Here is a 19,598-nt window from a genome sequence, read left to right as displayed (position 1 = left end):
TGCTATACTGGCTAAAAACAAATAGGAGATTTCTCCTAGTTCGGAGGAAAAAAGTGAAAAAAACCGCTTATGCCTTGGCAATAAAGCAGGTACCAATCAAAGAAAACTGCCCTTTGTCGATTCCTGAGGAGATTTTACAACAAAGTGCCCTCTGGACCTTTGATCATCGAGAAGCGATCCAAAAAGAAACGGTGCCGATGTCGGTCTTTTTCGTCCTATTGACTGGCAAAGCCAAGATCATTCAAACACAAGAAAACGGCAAACGTGCCTTGCTGCAGTTTCTCCATCCTGGTGATTGCATTGGCGATCTCACGTTGATTGGCGCCGAAACAGTACCGAAAACCGTGGTTGCGATCGGTGAAACAACATGTCTGGGCATTCCGATGCAAGCAGCAGCTCACGGGCTCATGCAAGACCTGGCTTTCGTACAAACACTAGGCAAAACTATCGGTGAAAAATTGCTGCTGCGTATGGATCATTTTTCCGTCAATCAAACCTATCCCTTAGCTTGGCGCCTTGCTCATCTACTGTTGGAAGCTTCGATCGATGATCTTTTTCAAGAAAAATTGACGGAGACCGCAGAATACTTAGGCGTGAGCTATCGCCATTTAACGTATACCTTAAAAGATTTCAAAACGCAAAAACTAGTCACAAAAACTGCAGACGGCTATCGGATCGATGCGCCTGCGCTGCAGACCTTTATCCAAAACCAACAAAAGCAGTAACAAGCAAATAACGACAGCAAAATAGTTGGTATGATGCCCCCCTAAAAGCCAGAGAAAAAGCTGACTCTTGGGGGTGCAACAAGAAAAACCAACTGTTTGCTGTCGTTTTCGGATCGTTGCTTTAATTTTTCGCCAATGCCCAAGCATTGACACAAACCGTGCCGGTTCCGCTGAGAGCGATCGCCTCGGTCCGTTTGGGATACACGCGAGAGGTCAAACAATATTGCCCGCCATTTAGAAAGATCTCAATCGAAGACGTATCGACAAAAATCTGCAGCTGCGTCAGTTCATCGACCTTGACACTGCGCTGTTTACGACCGTAGCCAGAAACGCCATGATGGATCGTGAAGACACCAGCTTCATAAGCCAAAGTCGTATCTTGCAAAAGCCCCAGCTGGAACTGCTGCAATGGGGCTTCCGCCGTAACTTGCAACTCATATGCCAATTCATCGAGAGACAAGTGCTGCGGTTTCTCTGAAAGCACAATTTTTTGGCTGACTTGCTTGTCTCGTAATTTTTGGAATTCTGGCAAAGGTTGTTGATACAACTGGTCATTTTTGACAGAAAGCTGTCTTGGCAGCGTTGCGGCATGCTGCCATCCGCGAGGGATCGTAGGATTGCTGTATTCAGGACTGGTATCCCCTAGCCCCATCCAGCCCCACAAGATCCGACGTTTCTGCTCATCTTCAAAGGTTTGCGGGGCATAGAAGTCAAACCCATAATCAAGTTCACGAAACGCAGAAGTTTCTTTAAACGTCAGGGTTTCCCAATCCACCTCACCAATCAGATACCCTGATTGATGAATATTTTGGTAGGCATGTTCTTTGGCTGCCAAGCCTTGCGGTGAGAAGACCAACACATCTTTGCCATCTAAATGGAAGTAGTCTGGGCATTCCCACATGTAGCCTAGAGCATAGTCCTCACCGAAAAAGATTCCTCGATAGGTCCATTCATTTAAATCCGTCGATTCATAAATCAAAATTTTGCCTTCGTTTTCCAACGTACGCGCGCCTAGCAGCATATAGTAGGTGTCTTCGTGGGCAAAAACCTTTGGGTCACGAATATGATCGGTAAATCCTTCAGGGTAGTCCTCATGAGGAATCACGACTTCTTGCTTTTCGACGGTATAGCCGTCTTTGCTGATTACATGGACCGTGTTTTGTTCTCGTCCACTAAAGGTATAGTCATGATCACCAGGATGTTTGACATTCCCAGTATAGAAGAAATGGATCGTGTCATTCTCGATAAAGGCAGAACCCGAGTAGACCCCATCTTTGTCATAGTCGTGTTCGGGAGAAAGAAACAGCGCTTCTTCTTGAAACGTGACATAATCCGTCGACGTTTTGTGTCCCCAGTGGGGTGGTTCCCCGCCATGGGGTGTTTGCGGTACATATTGATGGTAAAAATGAACCACGCCTTTGAATTGGCAAAGACCATTCGGGTCGTTCATCCATCCTGTTTCTGGCATCAAATGATAGTTCAAGCGCCACGCATCAGCACTGATTTTTTCTGCTAAATCGTTTTGGGTTTGGGCAAGCTGTGCCCAGTATTCCTTCGTTAACAATGTGGTACCTCTTTTCTCTTGCGATGAACAGCAAGGGATTATTTATTGGTTCAACTCTTTGGCTAGCGGTTTGCGCTGCAATTGGACACCAGCAAAACCGACACCAAAGGCAATCAAAATCACGACAACGTATTTCAGCATGGCACCGAAATCTCCAGTATACAACAACAGTCCTGGTATAAAAGTGATGCCCATCCCAGTGGCAGCTAATTGGAAGACATACGTCGCAAACCCGCCGACTGCGCCTCCCAGCATGCCTGCGCCAAAAATGCGCATCGAGCGTAAGTTGACCCCAAATAGTAAAGGTTCCGTGATCCCAAATAAGGTTGGAACCGCCGCACTGATGGCATTTGAGCGTTTGACTTTGTTTTTATAAATAAATGCCGCAGCAATCGCTGCCCCAAATTGTCCCGCCATACTTGCTGTACCTAAGACTTGTAGGACGTTTTCGCCTGTCGTATTCAATAACCCTAACTCAATAATACTTAACGAATGGTGCAATCCAGTGATCACGATCACTTGCTGAACCCCTCCGTAAATGATATAACCGATGCCCAATGGTGCTTGCACCAAGTAGACGATACTGTTGATGACTGCTCTTTCAGCTACTTGCAAGATTGGTCCTAACGCAAACAAAATCAAACCTAAAGTAATGACAATCGTTAAGAATGGTGTCACAATCAAGTCCATCATTTGCGGAACAAATTTACGGAACCATTTTTCTAGCTTAGAAACTAAGAGCCCGACAATAATTGCTGGAAAAATCGACCCTTGATACCCAGAGATCGATAAACCGAATAAGTGCAATGGCTCTGCATCCCCGCTGGCAACTGCCCAAGCGTTCGGCAATTGCGGTGCCACCATCATCAATCCTACCACGATCCCAATGATCGGATTACCGCCGAATTTTTTCGTCGCACTATAGGCGATCAAAACAGGTAAAAAGGCAAACGCTGTATCCGTTAACATTTCAAACATAGCTAACCAGTCAGCACTATAAGTGACCCCCAACTCGGTCAATAATCCCCGAATCCCCATCAAAAGCCCCGTCGTTACCAAAGCTGGAATCAATGGCACCAAGACATCTGACAACGTGCGGACAACTTTTTGGACGGGTGACAGATTCGAATAGACATCGTCTTTGAAGCCAGCTTTATCAGCGGAGGCGTCATTGCCCATTTCTGCTGCGAAGGTTTGATAAACTTCATTGACTTTCCCTGTTCCAAAAATGAACTGATGCTGTCCCGTGTTGAAAAAATAGCCCTTGCTGCCCTCAACTGCTTCCGCTTTGTCTTTATCTACTAACTGATCGTCTTTCAAAATCAAGCGCAAACGTGTGGCACAGTGTTCAAAGTTTTTGACATTTTCTTTGCCGCCAACAGCTTCTAACACTTGGTCGATCGTTTTTTGTTCCTTCATTTTTCCCACTCCTTTGATCGTCGGTCCATTTGTGGAACCGGTTCTACATTTGTAGATTGACAGAAACCGTTTGCAATTGCAAGCAAAGAAAATAAAAAAACAGAACGCCGCGACTGGACGTCCTGTTTTCTCTAAAAATGTTTGCTTTATTTCTCCTGCTTGTCAAGCTTGGCAGTCGACTGTTTGACCACTAATCTATTCGGTAATTCGATCACCTCAGGAACCTCTTCCCCTTGCGTCAGTTTTTGGATCGTTAAGACGGCATCGATGCCTAATTGGACATAGGGATATTGGGTCGTTGTGATGGTCGGATAGACATAATCCGTCGAATCATAGCCGCCAAAGCCGTTTAAGGAAAAGTCTTGCGGCACTTGATACCCTAGTTCATGGGCGGCTTTCAATACAGCAACAGCAATATTGTCGGTAGCACAGGCGATGTACGTTGCCGATTGATCTTTCAAGAACACAAGGGCTTTTTGGTACGTTTCTCTTCTTGAAAAGGACGTTTCGATAAAGTCGACTTTGACGTTGGGCGTTTGTGCCAAGACATCAAGAAACCCTTTTTTCCGCAAGACACCTACCGCATAATCATTTTCGCTGACACCAACAAATAAATAACGTCGGTGGCCAGCGCTGACTGCATATTCTGCCATGGTTTTGCCAGCTTGATAATCTTCATGGACGATGGAATGAATGCCAGCTAACTGTTGACCTAACAATAAAACAGGCATAGGAACCTCTGCCAGCACCGCTTGCAGCTGCGGTGTGATTTTGCGCGCAAACAGGATCATCCCTGCTACTTTTTGTTTAACCAGCATTTCGATATTTTCTAATTCCCGTTCATCGCTTTGATCAGAGTTGGTGATCAGCATTTGATAGCCGTTTTCCCGTGCCGTCGTATCGATCCCTTTCAACACATCATTTGTCGATGGTGAATTCAGTCGAGGAATGATCACGCCCAGCAATTTCGTGTCTTGGGCTTTCAGCGAACGAGCAAATGTATTGGGGCGATAGCCAGTTTCAGCAATGATCTGATCAATTTTTTTGCGCTTTTCTTCACTGATATAGCCATTGTTCAGATAGCGGGAAACCGTACTTTTCGCTACTCCCGCCTTTTCAGCAATGTCCTTGATCGTTGTCATGATTTTCCACCTTTGCGTTTTCTTTTATTATAACAATAACAGAAAGAAAAGCGCAGGTTTTGCGTGAAAATTGTTGGGATGGGCGGTTTTGGAATGAAGTTTCACTTCAAAGTAATCTTACAATCAATGAATGGTAGAGAAACTAAAACCTCCCTTTACAAGATATGGCGAAAATCGATCAGATCATTGAGTATATTTTTTAAGCAATACAACGCCCTGATTCGTCGGCATATAAACCACGGATAGTAAATCCTTATTCAATTCTGAACATTTTTATAGCAAGCGACATATAATAAAAAACCAGCTAAGCCACGCTTAACTGGTTTTTTATTACTTGAAATCCTATCCTAAGTTTACATTAAAACGTCTCTCTCACACATTCAAAATCCACATAAACCCAAGAAAGACAAAGAACAAGCCGTACATGATTGGTGAGACTTCTTTGCCCCGTTTGGCTGCTAACATGGTGATTGGGTAAAAGATGAAGCCCAAGGCGATCCCATCGGAGATACTGTAGGTCAACGGCATGCCTAGTAGAATCAAGAAGGCTGGGATTGCGATTTCCATTTCGTGCCATTTGATTTCTCGTAGCGATTGTGCCATCAGCACGCCTACGACGATCAGTGCTGGTGCCGTCACTTGGGAAGTAACAACGGATAGCAATGGTGAAAAGAACAAGCCGAACAAGAAGAAAACTCCAGTCGTCACGGCAGTCAAGCCAGAGCGACCGCCCACGGCGATCCCAGCGGAGGATTCGACATATGCGCCTACTGGTGAGGTCCCTAATAAAGAACCAGCGAGCATGGCGGTGGAGTCAGAAGCAAGTGCTTTGCCGACCCGCGGCATTTTGTTGTCTTTCATAAAGCCCGCTTGATTGGCAAGTCCCACCAAGGTGCCTGCCGTATCAAAGAAAGTGACGAGTAAGAAAGTCAGTACTACGACCCACATTTGCAGGGAGTTGATGTCTCCTACATGGTTTAGCGCCACTAAGAATGTGGAAGAAATACTCGGTGCAGCAGAAACGATACTGGATGGTGCTTGGATCAAGCCAGTCAAAAGACCTAAAACAGTTGTTGCGGCCATCCCGATAAAAATTCCACCAGGAACTCTGCGAACCATCAAGACGGCAGTGATCACTAAACCAAAAATCGTCAGCCACGTCGTACCGACACTCAATGACCCTAGTGCCACAAGGGTCGAATCATCGGAAACGATGATCCCGCCTTCGCTCAATCCCAAAAAGGCGATGAACAGACCGATCCCGCCAGAGATGGCGTATTTTAAATCAGCAGGGATCGCATCAATGATCAGCTCCCGTAATTTGAAGATCGTGATCACGATGAAAATCAGTGATGCCACAAACACACCCGCTAATGCTGTTTGCCATGGAACCCCCATTCCAATACAGACTGAATAAGAAAAGAAGGCGTTGATCCCTAATGCGGGTGCCGTAGCGATCGGGTATTTTGCTAAAACCCCCATCAAGATACAGCCCAATGCGCTGGCTAACGCCGTTGCCGTAAAGACGGCACCTTCGTCCATCCCAGATGCCCCAAGGACCGTTGGATTGACGAATAAAATATAGGCCATCGAGATAAAGGTGGTAAAACCAGCTAAGATTTCTCGTTTGACCGTTGTTTGTAAGGCATCCAGCCCAAAAAAGGAATTGATTTGATTCTTCATTTTTACTCCTCCAGCAATCAAGCAAAGGTGTCGCCATTGCTTGATTTTTTATAATGAAAACGACGAAATCAATCATAAACCAACTTTATCTGCAAGTAAATATTATCCAGTTAAAAAAACCAATAAAACGCTTTTTCCAACATCTTACCCTTAGCTGTTTTTAATCAACGTGTAACGACTTCTCATTCACCAATTGCTCCAGTTGTTCCTTGGTGGTGCGCTTGATGGAAAGCTTCGGCAGCTCCTTCAACGAAAAGTAATCGCTGTTGGAGGTTTCACTGTTTTTGATGAAGTCCCCTGCCAAAACATCACAGGCAAAGACCAGCTTATAGTATTGAAACACTTGCGGAATGTCTGGTCTTAGATTCGTATCAAAAATTGCTCGCAGCTCCTTGACCTCAACGAGTAAGCCAGTTTCTTCCAGCACTTCTTTTTTGATGTTTTCCCGTGGCGTCAAGCCAATTTCTGCATAGCCTCCTGGCAGTGACCATTCTTTCGTCAGGCTGTCTTCCACCAGCAAGATTTTTTCGTCTTTTTGGATCAATGCTCGTACATCGACTTTGGGCGTAGGATAGCCCTCATTTTTTTCTGTTAAAAGGGTCAACGCAGCTGCGTCTTGATCCACGACGGTACTCATCAAATGCAATGCCAACTCTTTGATCTCTTGGTAACGTTCCTTATCGTACACATCTTTGCCATAGTACAAACCTGCTTCAGCGATCGATAACAGGCGTTTGTATTGCGCAAAATAATCTTTCATCCATTCCCCGCCTTTTCCATTTCTCTGTTATGCTTCTTATTCTAGAGGAATTCGGCGGTTTTGCAAAAGATTGGCAACCCAATCATTGAATTCTCGTTGCTGCCATCGCCTGATAAACGCAGATTTTTGTAAAATCAGCCGATTTAAGGGACAATGAAAAGAGCAGAACGATTTTTCTCAGAAAGGATGATGAAGGTGAACTTAACGCCTGATTTAGTTTCCAAAGAACAATTGATTGGAAAAATTCAAAAAGATATGGACCAAACGATGCTCGTCTATGCACTTTTAGTTTGTGCAACGCTGATTGCTTCGATTGGTTTGAATTACAATTCCACTACCTCGATTATCGGGGCGATGTTGATTTCGCCACTTTTAAATGGGATCAACGGGATCGGCTTTGGTTTAGGTCTTTCCCACTTGCGCTTAGTCAAAAAAGGGCTGCTGGTCTTTAGCATCCAAGTCATCATCGTACTTATCATCTCATTTGCCTTTTTCTTACTCACGCCAGTCAAAGATACAACCCCTGAAATCATGACCCAGACGTCTGCGACGATTTGGGATATTTGCATCGCATTGATCGGTGGTTCAGCACTGGCTTTTGCCAAAGTCAGAGGCCGCGACAACGATGTCATTATCGGTGTCTCCATCGGGACGTCCCTGATTTTGCCGCTTTGTGTGACGGGTTATGGGCTGTCGATCAAAGACTATTCGATTTCATGGGAGTCTGCTCAACTCTTCTTCACCAATTCCTTTTTGATTTGTTTTTCCTTGTTCATTACCATCTGGCTGTTGCAGTATGGGGATTTCCGTCACCAAAAATGGTGGAAGTTTGCCGTGGTTGCCTTACCGATCACGGTCATTGGCAGTTTCTTCGTTTATACGACGATCCAAACGACCATCGTGGAATACCATGCCAAGCGTTTTGTAGAAGCCAAACTGGGGGAACATTATTTGCTGGAGCAAACACTTAATGAGCAGAAACAATCCCTTGAATTAAAACTCGTCGGTGAACCACTCTCGAAACAAGCGGTCGCGCAGCTTGAAGCAAGTCTTGAAAACTATGCTTTGCCCGACTACCAGCTCAAGGTCAATGTCTATTCTGCCAATAAAGAGGGGCAATTTGATGCCAAAGTATTAGCCGAAATCCTCCAAGTCCAAAACCAAGGAACTTCGAAATTTTTGGGCTTAGACTAAAAAAACAGGCGCTGCCCTTTTCAGGTGTAGCGCCTGTTTTTCTTCAATTTGAGTCATTGAGTTGTTCAGCGATTCTCTCGATCAACGGGCGATAATCCACTTGCTCGTAATCTTCCACATTGACTTCGATAAGCGCTCCTAACTGAAAGTCATCGTAACGGCGATCAGTGATGATTTGCCGAAACGCTTCTTTGGTTATATGGTTGGTTGCAGCTTGTCTATCTTCCAGTACATCCCCGTAATGGTACCGTTCCATGATAAAACTCAAATGGCGGTCATCCGCTCGATCACGTAAGTAACGTCTTTCCCATAAGGTTTCAAAAGAAGCTGTCAAACGTATGGTCAAGCAGTCATAGCCATAGCTTTGGGCGAGAAAAGTCAGCAATGGCTTCTGTTTTTCACTAAAAGGGTATTCCGAGACCACCAAGCGTTTTCCTAAAGACATGTACAAGCCCAATGCCTGATAGTAAAAAGGCCAAACATACTGCTTTTCGATCTGGGCTTTTTCTGCCAATGAATCAAAGCCGAGGGATTCGGCATAGCACTCTTTGATTTCATCTGGCGTAAGAGCGAAAAGATCAGGAAAACGTTTCTTCAACAGATTCAGTAAATAACTTTTTCCAGTTCCAGGGCTGCCTGCTAATAAAACAAGCATCTTTTTGCGTACCATCTATTTGCCGATCGCAGTCGGCGCTTTCGTATTCATGAAAAGGCCGATCTTGTGCTTGACGATTTCTTTGATGGCTTCATTGGATGGGATCACGTTGTGGCGCAAAGATTTGTTGACTTCCGTTGCCCCAAAATTTTCTTTCGCAATCTTCGTCCAATTGACCAACAATTCAGTACCTACATTAAACTTGCGAATGCCGTTATTGATCAATTCAGGATAATCTTCTTCTTTGACGCCAGTTCCTCCATGAATGACTAGCGGCACGTCGACGACTGCATGGATCTCCTTCAATAACTCAACATTCACTTCGGTTTTGGAGCGGAATTGACCGTGATTGGTTCCGATAGCGATGGCTAGCGCATCGACGCCAGTAGCAGCGACAAACTCTACCGCATCTTCTGGGCGTGTGAAGACTTTATCGTCTTCTTCCACATGAATGCCTTCTTCTGTGCCGCCGATCGTTCCTAGTTCTCCTTCGACGGACACCCCATGGGCATGAGCGTATTCTACGACTGCGCGCGTTTTCAAAATGTTTTCTTTGAAGGGCAAATGCGAGCCATCATACATCACCGAGCTATAGCCGCTATCAATCGCCGCTTTGATCTCATCGAAATCTCTGGCATGATCCAAATGCAAGACAGCATCTACTAGCTCGTGATCGGCAATCGTTTTGACGACATTGACCAAGACATCATAGCCGATGTATTTCGCCGTATCGATACTTGTTTGAATGATGATGGGTGCCCCCATCTCTTTGGCTGCCCGCAGCATACTTGGCAGCATTTCTAAATTATGGGTATTAAAAGCCCCCACTGTAAAATTCAATGCTTCTGCTGTTTTCGTTACTTCTTTTAATGTTGTATACATCCTTGATTCCACCTCGTCTAGTTTAATTGCCGCTGATCGTAAGTTGTTTGGCGATTTGCCGCATTTCTTCCATTTTGTCCATGTAATAGTCGATCTTTGCATCGTCGCCGTTTCGTGCGGCGGCGGCACGCTGAGCATTGTAAAGGGACATCAGTTTTTTGTAGCCGTCCCCGATCGATTTTTTCGCCTGCAAGCTTTTTTCCAATGCGTCGATCGCTTCTTCTGTGCGGGAAAGTTTTGCCTGCGCCAAGCCTAACGCTTCATACAATTTTGCTTGTTCGTCGATGTCAGTTTCTGCTTGCAACTGACTTTCTAGATTTGCAATAAGCGCTTCTGCCTCTTGGCTTTCTTCAGCGGTCAAAGGAACCGCTGGTGTTTCTGTGGGCTTTTTTTCTTTTTTGAAAAAAGAGAACATAGGTCTTCCTCCTAGCGATTAAAAGTTTTTCAATAAGGGACTGATGATCCAAGCATATAGCAAGGCTGCCGTAACGGTATCCACATCAGTTGCCGTAGCGTTAACAAAGCCCATTTGATTGAAGATCGTTACAAGTAGGGCTGGCAGTAACGTAATGAAGAAGCCGTGAAAGATCCCTCCGATGATCGCCCCTCGACGTCCACCGACCGCATTGCCGAAGATCCCAGCGGTACCGCCTGCAAAGAAGTTCGTCAGCATCCCTGGCAAGATCATCGCCAAGCCAAAGACTGGTAAAACGAACATGGCGATGACTGTCCCAATCGTTGTAGTAATGAAGCCTAAAATAACTGCATTTGGGCTATATGGGAAGAACACTGGGCAATCGAGTGCTGGTTTTGCATCAGGCACCAATTTCATGGCGATCCCACGAAACGCAGGGACGATCTCGCCTAAGAGCAACCGAACGCCTGCTAACAAAACATAGACCCCAACCACGAATTGAATGGCTTGTAAGAAGGCATACATGATGTAATTTTGATCACCAGAGAGCGTAGAAGCAAAGGTTTCTCCAGCAAACAAGACCGTCACGATATACAGTGGAACCATCACGACCATGACAGAAAGATAGGTATCTTGTAAAAATTCAAAAGAACGTGGCAGTTTGATGTCTTCGATCGATTTTTTCTTCTCGCCTCTTTCTCCAAACAGATAGGCAACGCCTGCTTCAAAGAGGTAGCCGATCGTACAGAAATGTCCGAGTGCAATGTCGTCTGACCCAGTGACTTTGCGGATGATGGGCTGAGCCATCGCTGGCATCGCTACGGCAAAGATCGCCCCAATCAACCCACCGACAAGAATCAAGACAACGCCGCGTAAACCAGCGAAATAGCCAAAGACCGTCGTCATGGTCGCCATCCATAAAATGGCTTGACCCGTTAAGAAGATATATTTCCATTTTGTAAAGCGTGCCAATAAAATATTAAAAACAAAGATGGCTAAAAATGTCAGCGCTATGTCCCGACCCAAGCCCAACTCATTCATCGCTTGCCCGTTGATGGCTTCGATGGAAGGAATTATGCCTTGCATGTCGAATCCTTCTGTGAAAATCTCGCCGAAATAGGTCAAACTACCGACGATGATGCTAGAACCAGCGCTTAAAACCTGGAAGCCCAATAGCGTCTTCAAACTTCCTGAAATGACTTGACCTGCTGACTTTTTCTGAAGCAGCAGCCCTAACATCGCGATCAAAGCGATCGTGATCGATGCCTGCGTTAAAATATTATCAATGATAAAATTGATGATGCCCATTTTTTCAAACTCCCTTCGTCATGCCTCTTCCTTACAGTGCGCCTTTTTCCTTTAATACTGGGGTGATTTTTTCTTCGATTTCTGGTTTTGAAACGATGTTGCGTAAATAAATGATTGCGGTTGTCGGGTCCAAGGCAAACTTTTCAAATTGCGTTCGGAAATTCTCTGCCGTAATGATGATGTCTGGTTTCATTGATACCGCTGATGAGATATCGACATGATCCAATTTCGCCTCCACTCCTAATTTCGTTAAGACATCTTCTGTTGACATCTGAGCCGCAAAGCTGCTGCCAAGACCTGCACCGCATACGAATAAGATCGATAATTTGTTCATGATTTTTTCCCCTTTTCTTGTTTTTTATGAAAATAGCAATGATTGAAACGCTTCAATCGTAGAGCAAGCCAGCAACTGCGTGACTTTTTCTTCATCATTGATCAGTTCGATCAATTCCTTCATGATGGCAAGATGAGAGTAGGAGTCCACCGCAGCCAAGCAAAAAATGATTTTGACGGGGTCCATTTCTGGGTTCCCAAATGCGACTGGCGGCGCCAAGGTGAGGACACTCACACCCAACTGCTGGGCGCCATCTTCTGGTCGTGCATGCGCCAACGCCAAATGTTTGCCAATGACGATATAAGGCCCGTATTCCTCCACCGCCGCAACCATTGCCTCGATATAGCGTTTTTCGATGATCTGTTCTTTTACTAGCGGCTGCGCAGAGCGTTCAATGGCTTCTTCCCAATTTTGAACAGGAACGTTTAATTGAATATGATTAGCGGATAAAACATCTTTTAACATTGGCTGAATCTCCCTTGCATTAATGGCTAATTGATTTTGTTCAAACAAGTGTGTCAATTTGCGATAGGCGGCAGCATCGACTGTCCCGCCGCTTTCTTCAATCACTGTAAGCAACTGATTGAAGAACAGCGTGGCATTTTTTTGGTCAAAGGCGATCCGCTTGAATTGTTCATTGTTGTTTAAGAAACGGCGGATCACTTGGTGATTTTCTTCATTGATGATCGGTGGGATCAGTAATACCGGCTTTTCTCGATAATCGATCTCATAGGTTGAAAAAACCAGATCCACATCGAATTTCGTAATCAAATTGACTTCTTGTGAATTCAAGACTGCCGCAACTTCTACTTCTGGAAACTTCTCCTTGAGGCTGGCTGCCAGCAGATTGCCGGTTGCCATTCCATGGTTACAGACGACGACCGCCTTATAGCTCGTAATGAGCTCGTGGTTCAATGAACTTAGGGCTGTAGAAAAATGGATCACGAGAAATGTCAGTTCATCTTCTGATAGTGGTTGACCGACGATCTCTTCGATCGTGGGGGCGAAGCCCTTGACGGCTTGGTAGATTTGTCCATAATTTTTGCGAACAGTCTCTTTGATCGGATTGGGTACTTGAATGCCGCTCTTGGCTCGAACGATCAGCGCTGCCATATGTTTATACAATCCCTCTAACAGCTCTTCTTCCTTTTTACTAAAAGGGATCTTGGTTTGGCATTCGACAAATTGGATCAGCTGCAGCGACAAAAGTTGCGCATGTGCCCATTCGATGGAATTGGACAAATCTTTAAAGTTCAGTGACTCGATGATGAAAGAAAGATAGTTGACTTCGATTTCTGGTGGCTCGATCGAAAAGGTTTCAGCGATCGCCTGGATATAGGCTGATCCTTGGAGCTGATTGCTAGAAGTAGACCAGTTCATGCGAGTGATAAATTCCTTCATTCTGATACGCATCAGCCAAATGGCGGTAAACAATAAGATTTGGCTGCTATACAACTCATTTTGATTTGGCGGCAACACTGCTTGCATCACTAGTTGGATCTGTTTGATTTCTTTTTGCGGCAAATAGCGATAAAGCAATTTCGTAAAGACTAAATCTGGGGTCTGTTTATCAAGTGGCAACCTACCGATCCGCTGATTGATGATGTCAAAAATCATCGTCCGAATCGCTCGTTCCGATCCATTCAACCGCAGTCCTTTTTTTCCTAGGCTGATGATCTCAATGCCATATTTATTGATGTCCGCCCGCAAACGGCGCATGTCTTCATCCATGCTACTTTTCGATATCTGGTACGCTTCTTCTTTTTTATTCAACACCAGGATCTCTTTTGAAAATGTCAGATGCAGCAGCAGATCAAAACGACGCTCTTCACGGGTCATATATTCCGACTGTTGTGCGTGTAATGCCTGCCAAACGATGGCTTGCTGTTTCGAGGTCAGTTTCAAAAGGATGCCCTTTCCTCGAAGAGTTTGGATCGGTCCGATGTGTAAGTCAGCAAGAAACGTGTTGATCTCATTCAAATCATTGCGGATCGTCCGCCCACTGGCTGCAGTCTCTTCTGCCAGTTGCTCGATGGATAGTGGATAATCAGTCACTAACAGGCGATGCAAAACATCTACGATTCGTTTTTTCACAACTTTCTCTCCTTCTCTGATTTGAGTATATGATTTCGCTTACAACAAAAAAAGTAGATGTTTCTGCCACTTTAGTTTGCAAAAATGTAAACGCTTCTATTTCAAAATAGGAACCTTTGCTCGATTATTTCATATTTCCCTTATTTTTCCTATCCGATGGAGATAACGTTTAGATAGAGAATCAAAGGCAAAAAAAGCAAGAGCTACAGCTCTTGCTTATCGATGATGGTGCATTATTCTATTGTGTTTGATCCGTCGTGTCTTCTGGTTTGTTTCCCAGTGCTTGCTCCATTTGCTTTACTGCCCAATCCATTAGAAAGATCAACAGCATTGCCAGCACGCTGCCGATCAATGCCCCTGAAAAACGCAATGGGATCAATTTCAGCGGCGTAAAACTAGTACCGATGGTCATTAACAGCAGGACTTGCGGGTTGGTAAAAAAATTAGCAACGGTATAATTGACTGGCATAAAAAACTCCGTCAATATGTTTAGAATGATCAATACCACTGCGATCGCTTCAAGGGGCATATGCAAGGACATCAATAAGAAACCCAGCAGCAGCCCCACGATTCCTCCCAGTACCCTGCCGATCGTGCGATTTTTGATTTTTTCCATATGTTCTCCTGCCAAGACGGCAGCAGCAGAAATCAAGATCCAATAGCCGTTGCTGTCCCGCAACAGATAGGCAATGTAGGTCGCAATGAACAATATCAAAGAAAAGTGCAGCGCCTTGATGACCATTTCTGGTTGCTGAGATAATGCTAGCGAATATTTCTCGTGCAAGCTCAGTTGTTGAAAGGCCGTTTTTTCTTCTTTCAACGGCAGCTGTTCAGCCAACGAAATCACCAGTCCAGCAAGCAGCGAGCCTGCGATGCCATAAAGCAAATAGGAACTGTGGTGCAAGATCTCTCCAAGGTGCGCTGCGTGAAAATTAAAGCCGGTGGCATAAAGCATCAACACGAAGAAATAGTCGGGCTTGGGGATCCGCATCACTTTTGACAACAAAAACGCCGAAAACGACAACGCACCGATGATAAAAGGCGCGCTCCAAGGAATCAGTGCTGTCCCAGCGCCTAAAATAAATGCCAACAGCAGCGCAGCGCCGTGGGTCAAAATGGCGCGTAGATTATAAAAAAGGGACCGATGTTGAAAAGCCAAGTAGGAAAAAGCCCCCATCGCCCCCACAGAACTTATCAAAGGGTCCTGAACGAGGATCCCTATAAACAAAGGAACCGCCATCGCAAACCCTGATCCTAACGGACGCAAGACTTTTCGTTTGTCTTTCATGCAATTCCTCCTATCAAAAAATATGTACGATGATACAGCCGTTTTATAAGCAACGTCCTAAACTAGTATACGAAGCAAAAGATGAATATGCAAATTTTTTTCAGAAACTTTGTGAAATTCTCGCAACGATGTCCTTGATCAACTCAATCGCTCATAGAAAACCGTTCATTCATAAAAAAGCAGCAAAAAGAGAAGCATTCGCTTGGCAACTGATTGCAAGCGAATGCTTCTAGCGATTCCTTCTCTCCCTTTAGACAACCCTTATTTCACTGAAGCGCTGGTGACCGCATCTGCTGCAGGTGCGTCATGAGTACTGGCACTAGTGACCGCATCGGTCGGTTCTTGGTGCACAGAAGCACTGGAAATGGCGTCTTCATTGCCGACAAGTTTTTGACCGGTTTGTTGCAAATACCATTCGATGATTGGCTTGAAATCAAGGATGTATTCGTTGATCCCCGCATATTCACCGTTTTCATCGTGCATCGCTTGATAATTGTGGACGATGTATTTTTCTGGCACCTGTTTCGGCACATGGACCCGAACCGCGTCGGTCGCCCCACTGCGCAGCTGTTGGATCACCCACTCAACATTTTTGAAGGATTTTTCAGGATGGCATTTTGCTAATGGATTACCGACTTGTCCTGGCACACGTGCTGCCAGCATATTTTGGGCTTCTTCCCGCAGATTGTAATACAAGAATTGGTTGTTGCTATCGGCAAATGTCAATTCCATCGGCATCGAATCTAAGAAGTAATTGATCTGATCGACTGTCAGCAAGCCGCGATTTAGTTTGACGTAGGTATTGCCAGAAACGGCACCGACTGCTTCAGCGGCTTTTTCCAGCCATTGATCATCATACATATCCACTCCTTCCACGGTGGTTGCGATTTTCCCTGTGGCGTAGAGGTCTTCGGGCGGCAATTGTTTGGGACCCGCTAAAGCAGAAACGACTTTGATAAATTGCAAGAAGCTGTTGATCGTCGCATCTAAAAAAGCAACCGTTCGGGCATCGATCAAATCACCGGCTTCATCGAAAGCTTCTTTGGCTTTGCCCAACAAAAACTCATTTCCTGGCATCACTAAAGCATTGACTCCCGGTGCGTCCAAAATCTGGCGCAGATGCAGCTGGGCCCTTGAAGTTCCTTGATCATAGTATGAGGCACCCACGATCATCACTGGTTTGTTTTCCAGAGGATGGATCTTGAATGAAAGCCATTCTAGCAAGCTTTTCAGTCCTGCCGTCACGGTATGGTTGTGCTCAGGTGTAGCAATGATCACACCGTCTGCCATCAATAATTGCCGATTCAAACGCTGGATGGCTGGGCTTTGGGTTTGATCTTCCTCTTGATTAAAGAGAGGAAAGTCTTTGATCTCTACAAGTTCTAACGTGAATTCCTTTTTGTATTGCTTTTTGATAAAGTTCAGCAGCTGACGATTGGTGGAGACTTCAGCGGCTGATCCGACGATTCCGATCAATTTCATTGTCTTTACGCTCCTATCTTTTGCGGTTAGATGGTTTCCCATGAAAATTCAGCAGCTTCTTTTTGATTGGCGGCATGGGCGTGCTGCAACTGGCTGGTAATTTTTACAAATAAAAGAAAATCGTTGAACAGTCCTTGCAGTTTTTGGGTCTGCTCTTCATCGATCAAGTTGCCTTGCTCGTCAAACGCTTGCAGCGAATGACCTAATAGAAATTCAGAGCTAGGCATGATCCGTGCTTTTAACTCTGGAGAATCCAAAATCTGTCTTAGATGGGCTTGCGCACGAGAAGAACCTAACGTCCCATAAGAAGCACCAGTGATCATCACTGGCTTGTCAACAAACGGGAAAATTCCATAGGACAACCAGTTCAGAGCATTGATCAACGCTGCGGGTACGGCATGATCGTATTCTGGTGTGCTGATGATCACACCGTCTGCTGCCGCGATTTTTTCGGCAAGCTGGGTTACTTGTACGGGCAACTCTTTTGATTTTGGTTTGTTGAACATTGGAAGATCTTTGATCTCGACTAGTTCGATCTCTGCCTCATTGGCAAACATTTTTTTCATAAACTGCAACAACGTGCGATTGGTGGAACGAGTGGCATTGGTTCCCACGAATCCGATAAATTTCATCCTGTCTCTTCCTTTCTGGTTGGGCTATCTTAAAAGTCTTGCCTGAATGCCTTTAGAGGCAATGACTTCATTTTCTTTGGTTACGATGATTCCTTCGATTTCTGGCTGCTGCTGAATCTCTTGTAAAACAACTGGAATGGGCTTGCCAAACAAGCGCGAAGTCCAGATTTCCCCCAGTAACGATGTCGCTGCAACGATCGTGATGCTCAAATACCCACATTCGATGGGAAAGCCACTCTGAGGATCAATCAAATGATGATACGTTCCTTCAGCGGTGGTCAAGACCCGCTCATAGATCCCCGAAGTGACGACGGTTTGGTCCTTAATTGGCAAAATGCCCAAGGTGTCTGCCCGACCGCCTTTGGGATCTCGGATCCCGATCCGCCAATGCCCGTCCGAATGATTTGGTGCAGCGCCGAAACAGACAATATTTCCGCCTAAGTTGATCAATCCATACGCTGCTCCACGGGCTTGGCAATGGGTGCGTAACTTATCAGCGATGTAGCCTTTTGCTAATGCTCCGAGGTCGATCCTCATTCCAGCTTTTTTCAAAAAAACCTTGCCTGCTGCCAATTGGATCTGTTGCGGGTCTGTTAGCGCAAGCAATTCTTTGACCTGCGTCTTTGATACGATGCGGGCATCTTCAAACCCGATGCGCCATGCTTGGACCAGTGGACCGATGGCAATATTCAGCTGACTGTGGGGAGCGCAGCTATGATGTTTGCCGATTTCGATCAGCTGGTACAATTCTGGATCAAGCACAAGCCACTTTTGTCCTGCCAACTGATTCAGCTGATTCAATTCCGATCGCGGATCATTGGCACTAAAGCGATGGTCGTATCCTTTCAGCTGGTTCTCCAGCTCGTCCAGTACACTTTCTGGTTTTGTATGAGCGACTTTTAACTCAATGGACGTGCCCATCCGCTGAATCGTGCGAGCGGCTTCTCTCACTGCTGCCTTCATAAAATCCCTTCTCCTCAAAACGATGTATCTCAAATTATGTTAGTTTTTTCACAATTAAAGAATACTCCCGATATATTTTTTTGTCAACACGATTATATATTTTTTTATATAAAGAAAATCAAAAAAAGCAGTCCCTTCGTCAAAAGGACTGCTAGTTATCAAGCATTTGCGCAACAAATCTTTTTTGTCGAAAATATATTTTTATTCGATCGTTTCATCGACCGCTTTTAAATGCGCCAGTAATTTTACATTTTTATTGATTTTGGCATACGCTCGTGCATCGTGTAACATTTCCAAAATCGTTTCTTTCGGCTGTTGTTCACGAATGGCATTTTCGGTCAGTTGGGCTGCCGCGCGAGCCAAGTAGTAGGTCAAATGATTGTCGGAACAAATCGCCAACACATAATTCAACAAGGTATCACTAGTTTCCAAATCATCGACTTTCGCATAAAAGACGCCGCAATGAAAGACGATGTTCAACACCCGCCACGTGTCTTCGATCGTTTTGATCGGATAGGTATAAATTTTCTCAAAGACCTTCGTCACATAAAACTCGGCCTTTGCCCATTCCTCTTCTCTGGCATACACCAAACCGATCCCAGTATACGCTAAGAGATCAAACAATTCCTCCGCCGTTTCATTCATCAATAACTGATCGAATTGAAACAAGACATCGGTAATCGCCGCTTCATTAAAAATCATTTCAAAGCCTTTTAAATAATCATATTGCGCTTTTAATGCTGGTTCATCGATCAGCTTCACTTCGATTTGACTTAGCAATGCAGCCAACTGTTCATACTCGCTCGTGATCAAGTAGAATTCGGCTTTTGCCAATTCTTCCTTGATTTTGGTCGTTGCGACATTCATGGAAGAAAACAAGTCGACCAATGGCAAGCCGATCCGATTACACAATTTGATCAAAATTTTGAGGGACGGTGCCTGCCCGTTGTTTTCAAATTTACTCAAAGTGGCTTGCGTACAGATTCCTTCCGAAAGTTCTTGCTGCGAGAAGCCCGCCTGTTTCCTCGCCTCAATAAATCGTTCAACATTCATCGCCT

18 protein-coding genes are annotated in these 19,598 nt (G+C 45.0%); 2 read left to right on the top strand and 16 right to left on the bottom strand.

Annotated elements, in window-relative coordinates; genetic code table 11:
- Positions 1 to 53: 53 nt before the first annotated feature.
- Positions 54 to 725 carry a cyclic nucleotide-binding domain-containing protein gene (locus tag ACI3E5_RS06560; RefSeq protein WP_498821177.1) on the top strand — a complete coding sequence of 224 codons (672 nt, stop codon included), beginning with the start codon at positions 54 to 56 and terminating at the stop codon, positions 723 to 725.
- 121 nt (positions 726 to 846) lie between these two features.
- On the opposite strand, the gene ACI3E5_RS06555 is transcribed toward ACI3E5_RS06560, so the two are convergent.
- From ACI3E5_RS06555 to ACI3E5_RS06535, 5 genes are all read right to left on the bottom strand, one after another.
- Complete coding sequence (locus tag ACI3E5_RS06555) at positions 847 to 2,289, bottom strand: glycoside hydrolase family 32 protein (protein ID WP_262119108.1); 1,443 nt, start codon at positions 2,287 to 2,289, stop codon at positions 847 to 849.
- Positions 2,290 to 2,331: 42 nt separating this feature from the next.
- Entirely contained in the window at positions 2,332 to 3,708 is a 1,377-nt protein-coding gene (locus tag ACI3E5_RS06550; RefSeq protein ID WP_010747736.1) for a PTS transporter subunit EIIC, read from the bottom strand.
- A 146-nt stretch (positions 3,709 to 3,854) separates the two neighbouring features.
- A complete protein-coding gene (locus tag ACI3E5_RS06545; RefSeq protein WP_010747735.1) occupies positions 3,855 to 4,850 on the bottom strand; it encodes a LacI family DNA-binding transcriptional regulator in 996 nt (331 codons plus the stop codon).
- 372 nt (positions 4,851 to 5,222) lie between these two features.
- Positions 5,223 to 6,533, bottom strand: coding sequence for an NCS2 family permease (locus ACI3E5_RS06540; protein ID WP_016610053.1), 1,311 nt, complete (start codon positions 6,531 to 6,533; stop codon positions 5,223 to 5,225).
- 160 nt (positions 6,534 to 6,693) lie between these two features.
- A complete protein-coding gene (locus tag ACI3E5_RS06535; protein WP_010747733.1) occupies positions 6,694 to 7,293 on the bottom strand; it encodes an NUDIX hydrolase N-terminal domain-containing protein in 600 nt (199 codons plus the stop codon).
- Between the two features lie 189 nt (positions 7,294 to 7,482).
- On the opposite strand from ACI3E5_RS06535, the gene ACI3E5_RS06530 reads away from it, so the two are divergent.
- The gene (locus tag ACI3E5_RS06530; RefSeq protein ID WP_226818218.1) at positions 7,483 to 8,487 is read left to right on the top strand and encodes a DUF389 domain-containing protein; all 1,005 of its coding nucleotides are present in this window, start codon (positions 7,483 to 7,485) and stop codon (positions 8,485 to 8,487) included.
- 43 nt (positions 8,488 to 8,530) lie between these two features.
- Here the strand turns inward: ACI3E5_RS06530 and ACI3E5_RS06525 are convergent, their stop codons facing one another.
- The 11 genes from ACI3E5_RS06525 to ACI3E5_RS06475 all read right to left on the bottom strand — a co-directional run bounded on the left by ACI3E5_RS06525 (position 8,531) and on the right by ACI3E5_RS06475 (position 19,593).
- The gene (locus ACI3E5_RS06525) at positions 8,531 to 9,157 is read right to left on the bottom strand and encodes a P-loop nucleotide/nucleoside kinase family protein (RefSeq protein ID WP_096741468.1); all 627 of its coding nucleotides are present in this window, start codon (positions 9,155 to 9,157) and stop codon (positions 8,531 to 8,533) included.
- Entirely contained in the window at positions 9,158 to 10,024 is an 867-nt protein-coding gene (locus ACI3E5_RS06520; protein ID WP_010747730.1) for a class II fructose-bisphosphate aldolase, read from the bottom strand.
- 22 nt (positions 10,025 to 10,046) lie between these two features.
- On the bottom strand, positions 10,047 to 10,439 hold the full coding sequence (locus ACI3E5_RS06515; protein ID WP_005225457.1) for a hypothetical protein: 393 nt from the start codon (positions 10,437 to 10,439) through the stop codon (positions 10,047 to 10,049).
- A gap of 18 nt (positions 10,440 to 10,457) precedes the next feature.
- Complete coding sequence (locus tag ACI3E5_RS06510) at positions 10,458 to 11,747, bottom strand: PTS sugar transporter subunit IIC (protein ID WP_008379073.1); 1,290 nt, start codon at positions 11,745 to 11,747, stop codon at positions 10,458 to 10,460.
- A gap of 31 nt (positions 11,748 to 11,778) precedes the next feature.
- Positions 11,779 to 12,081 carry a PTS sugar transporter subunit IIB gene (locus ACI3E5_RS06505; protein WP_074932245.1) on the bottom strand — a complete coding sequence of 101 codons (303 nt, stop codon included), beginning with the start codon at positions 12,079 to 12,081 and terminating at the stop codon, positions 11,779 to 11,781.
- Positions 12,082 to 12,105: 24 nt separating this feature from the next.
- On the bottom strand, positions 12,106 to 14,175 hold the full coding sequence (locus ACI3E5_RS06500) for a BglG family transcription antiterminator (RefSeq protein WP_142972844.1): 2,070 nt from the start codon (positions 14,173 to 14,175) through the stop codon (positions 12,106 to 12,108).
- A gap of 238 nt (positions 14,176 to 14,413) precedes the next feature.
- Entirely contained in the window at positions 14,414 to 15,463 is a 1,050-nt protein-coding gene (locus tag ACI3E5_RS06495) for an FUSC family protein (RefSeq protein WP_005234658.1), read from the bottom strand.
- Positions 15,464 to 15,724: 261 nt separating this feature from the next.
- Positions 15,725 to 16,945 carry an NAD(P)H-dependent oxidoreductase gene (locus ACI3E5_RS06490; protein ID WP_042890446.1) on the bottom strand — a complete coding sequence of 407 codons (1,221 nt, stop codon included), beginning with the start codon at positions 16,943 to 16,945 and terminating at the stop codon, positions 15,725 to 15,727.
- 26 nt (positions 16,946 to 16,971) lie between these two features.
- Positions 16,972 to 17,577 carry an NADPH-dependent FMN reductase gene (locus tag ACI3E5_RS06485; protein ID WP_142962484.1) on the bottom strand — a complete coding sequence of 202 codons (606 nt, stop codon included), beginning with the start codon at positions 17,575 to 17,577 and terminating at the stop codon, positions 16,972 to 16,974.
- Positions 17,578 to 17,601: 24 nt separating this feature from the next.
- Positions 17,602 to 18,540 (bottom strand): FAD:protein FMN transferase, encoded by a 939-nt coding sequence (locus ACI3E5_RS06480; protein ID WP_262119098.1) that lies wholly within the window; start codon positions 18,538 to 18,540, stop codon positions 17,602 to 17,604.
- Positions 18,541 to 18,741: 201 nt separating this feature from the next.
- Entirely contained in the window at positions 18,742 to 19,593 is an 852-nt protein-coding gene (locus tag ACI3E5_RS06475) for a helix-turn-helix domain-containing protein (protein WP_262119097.1), read from the bottom strand.
- Between the last annotated feature and the right edge of the window lie 5 nt (positions 19,594 to 19,598).

This window comes from Candidatus Enterococcus avicola, assembly GCF_047470845.1.
In the GTDB taxonomy this organism is placed as follows: Bacteria; Bacillota; Bacilli; order Lactobacillales; family Enterococcaceae; genus Enterococcus_D; species Enterococcus_D casseliflavus.
This window is presented reverse-complemented; position numbering and strand designations above follow the sequence as displayed.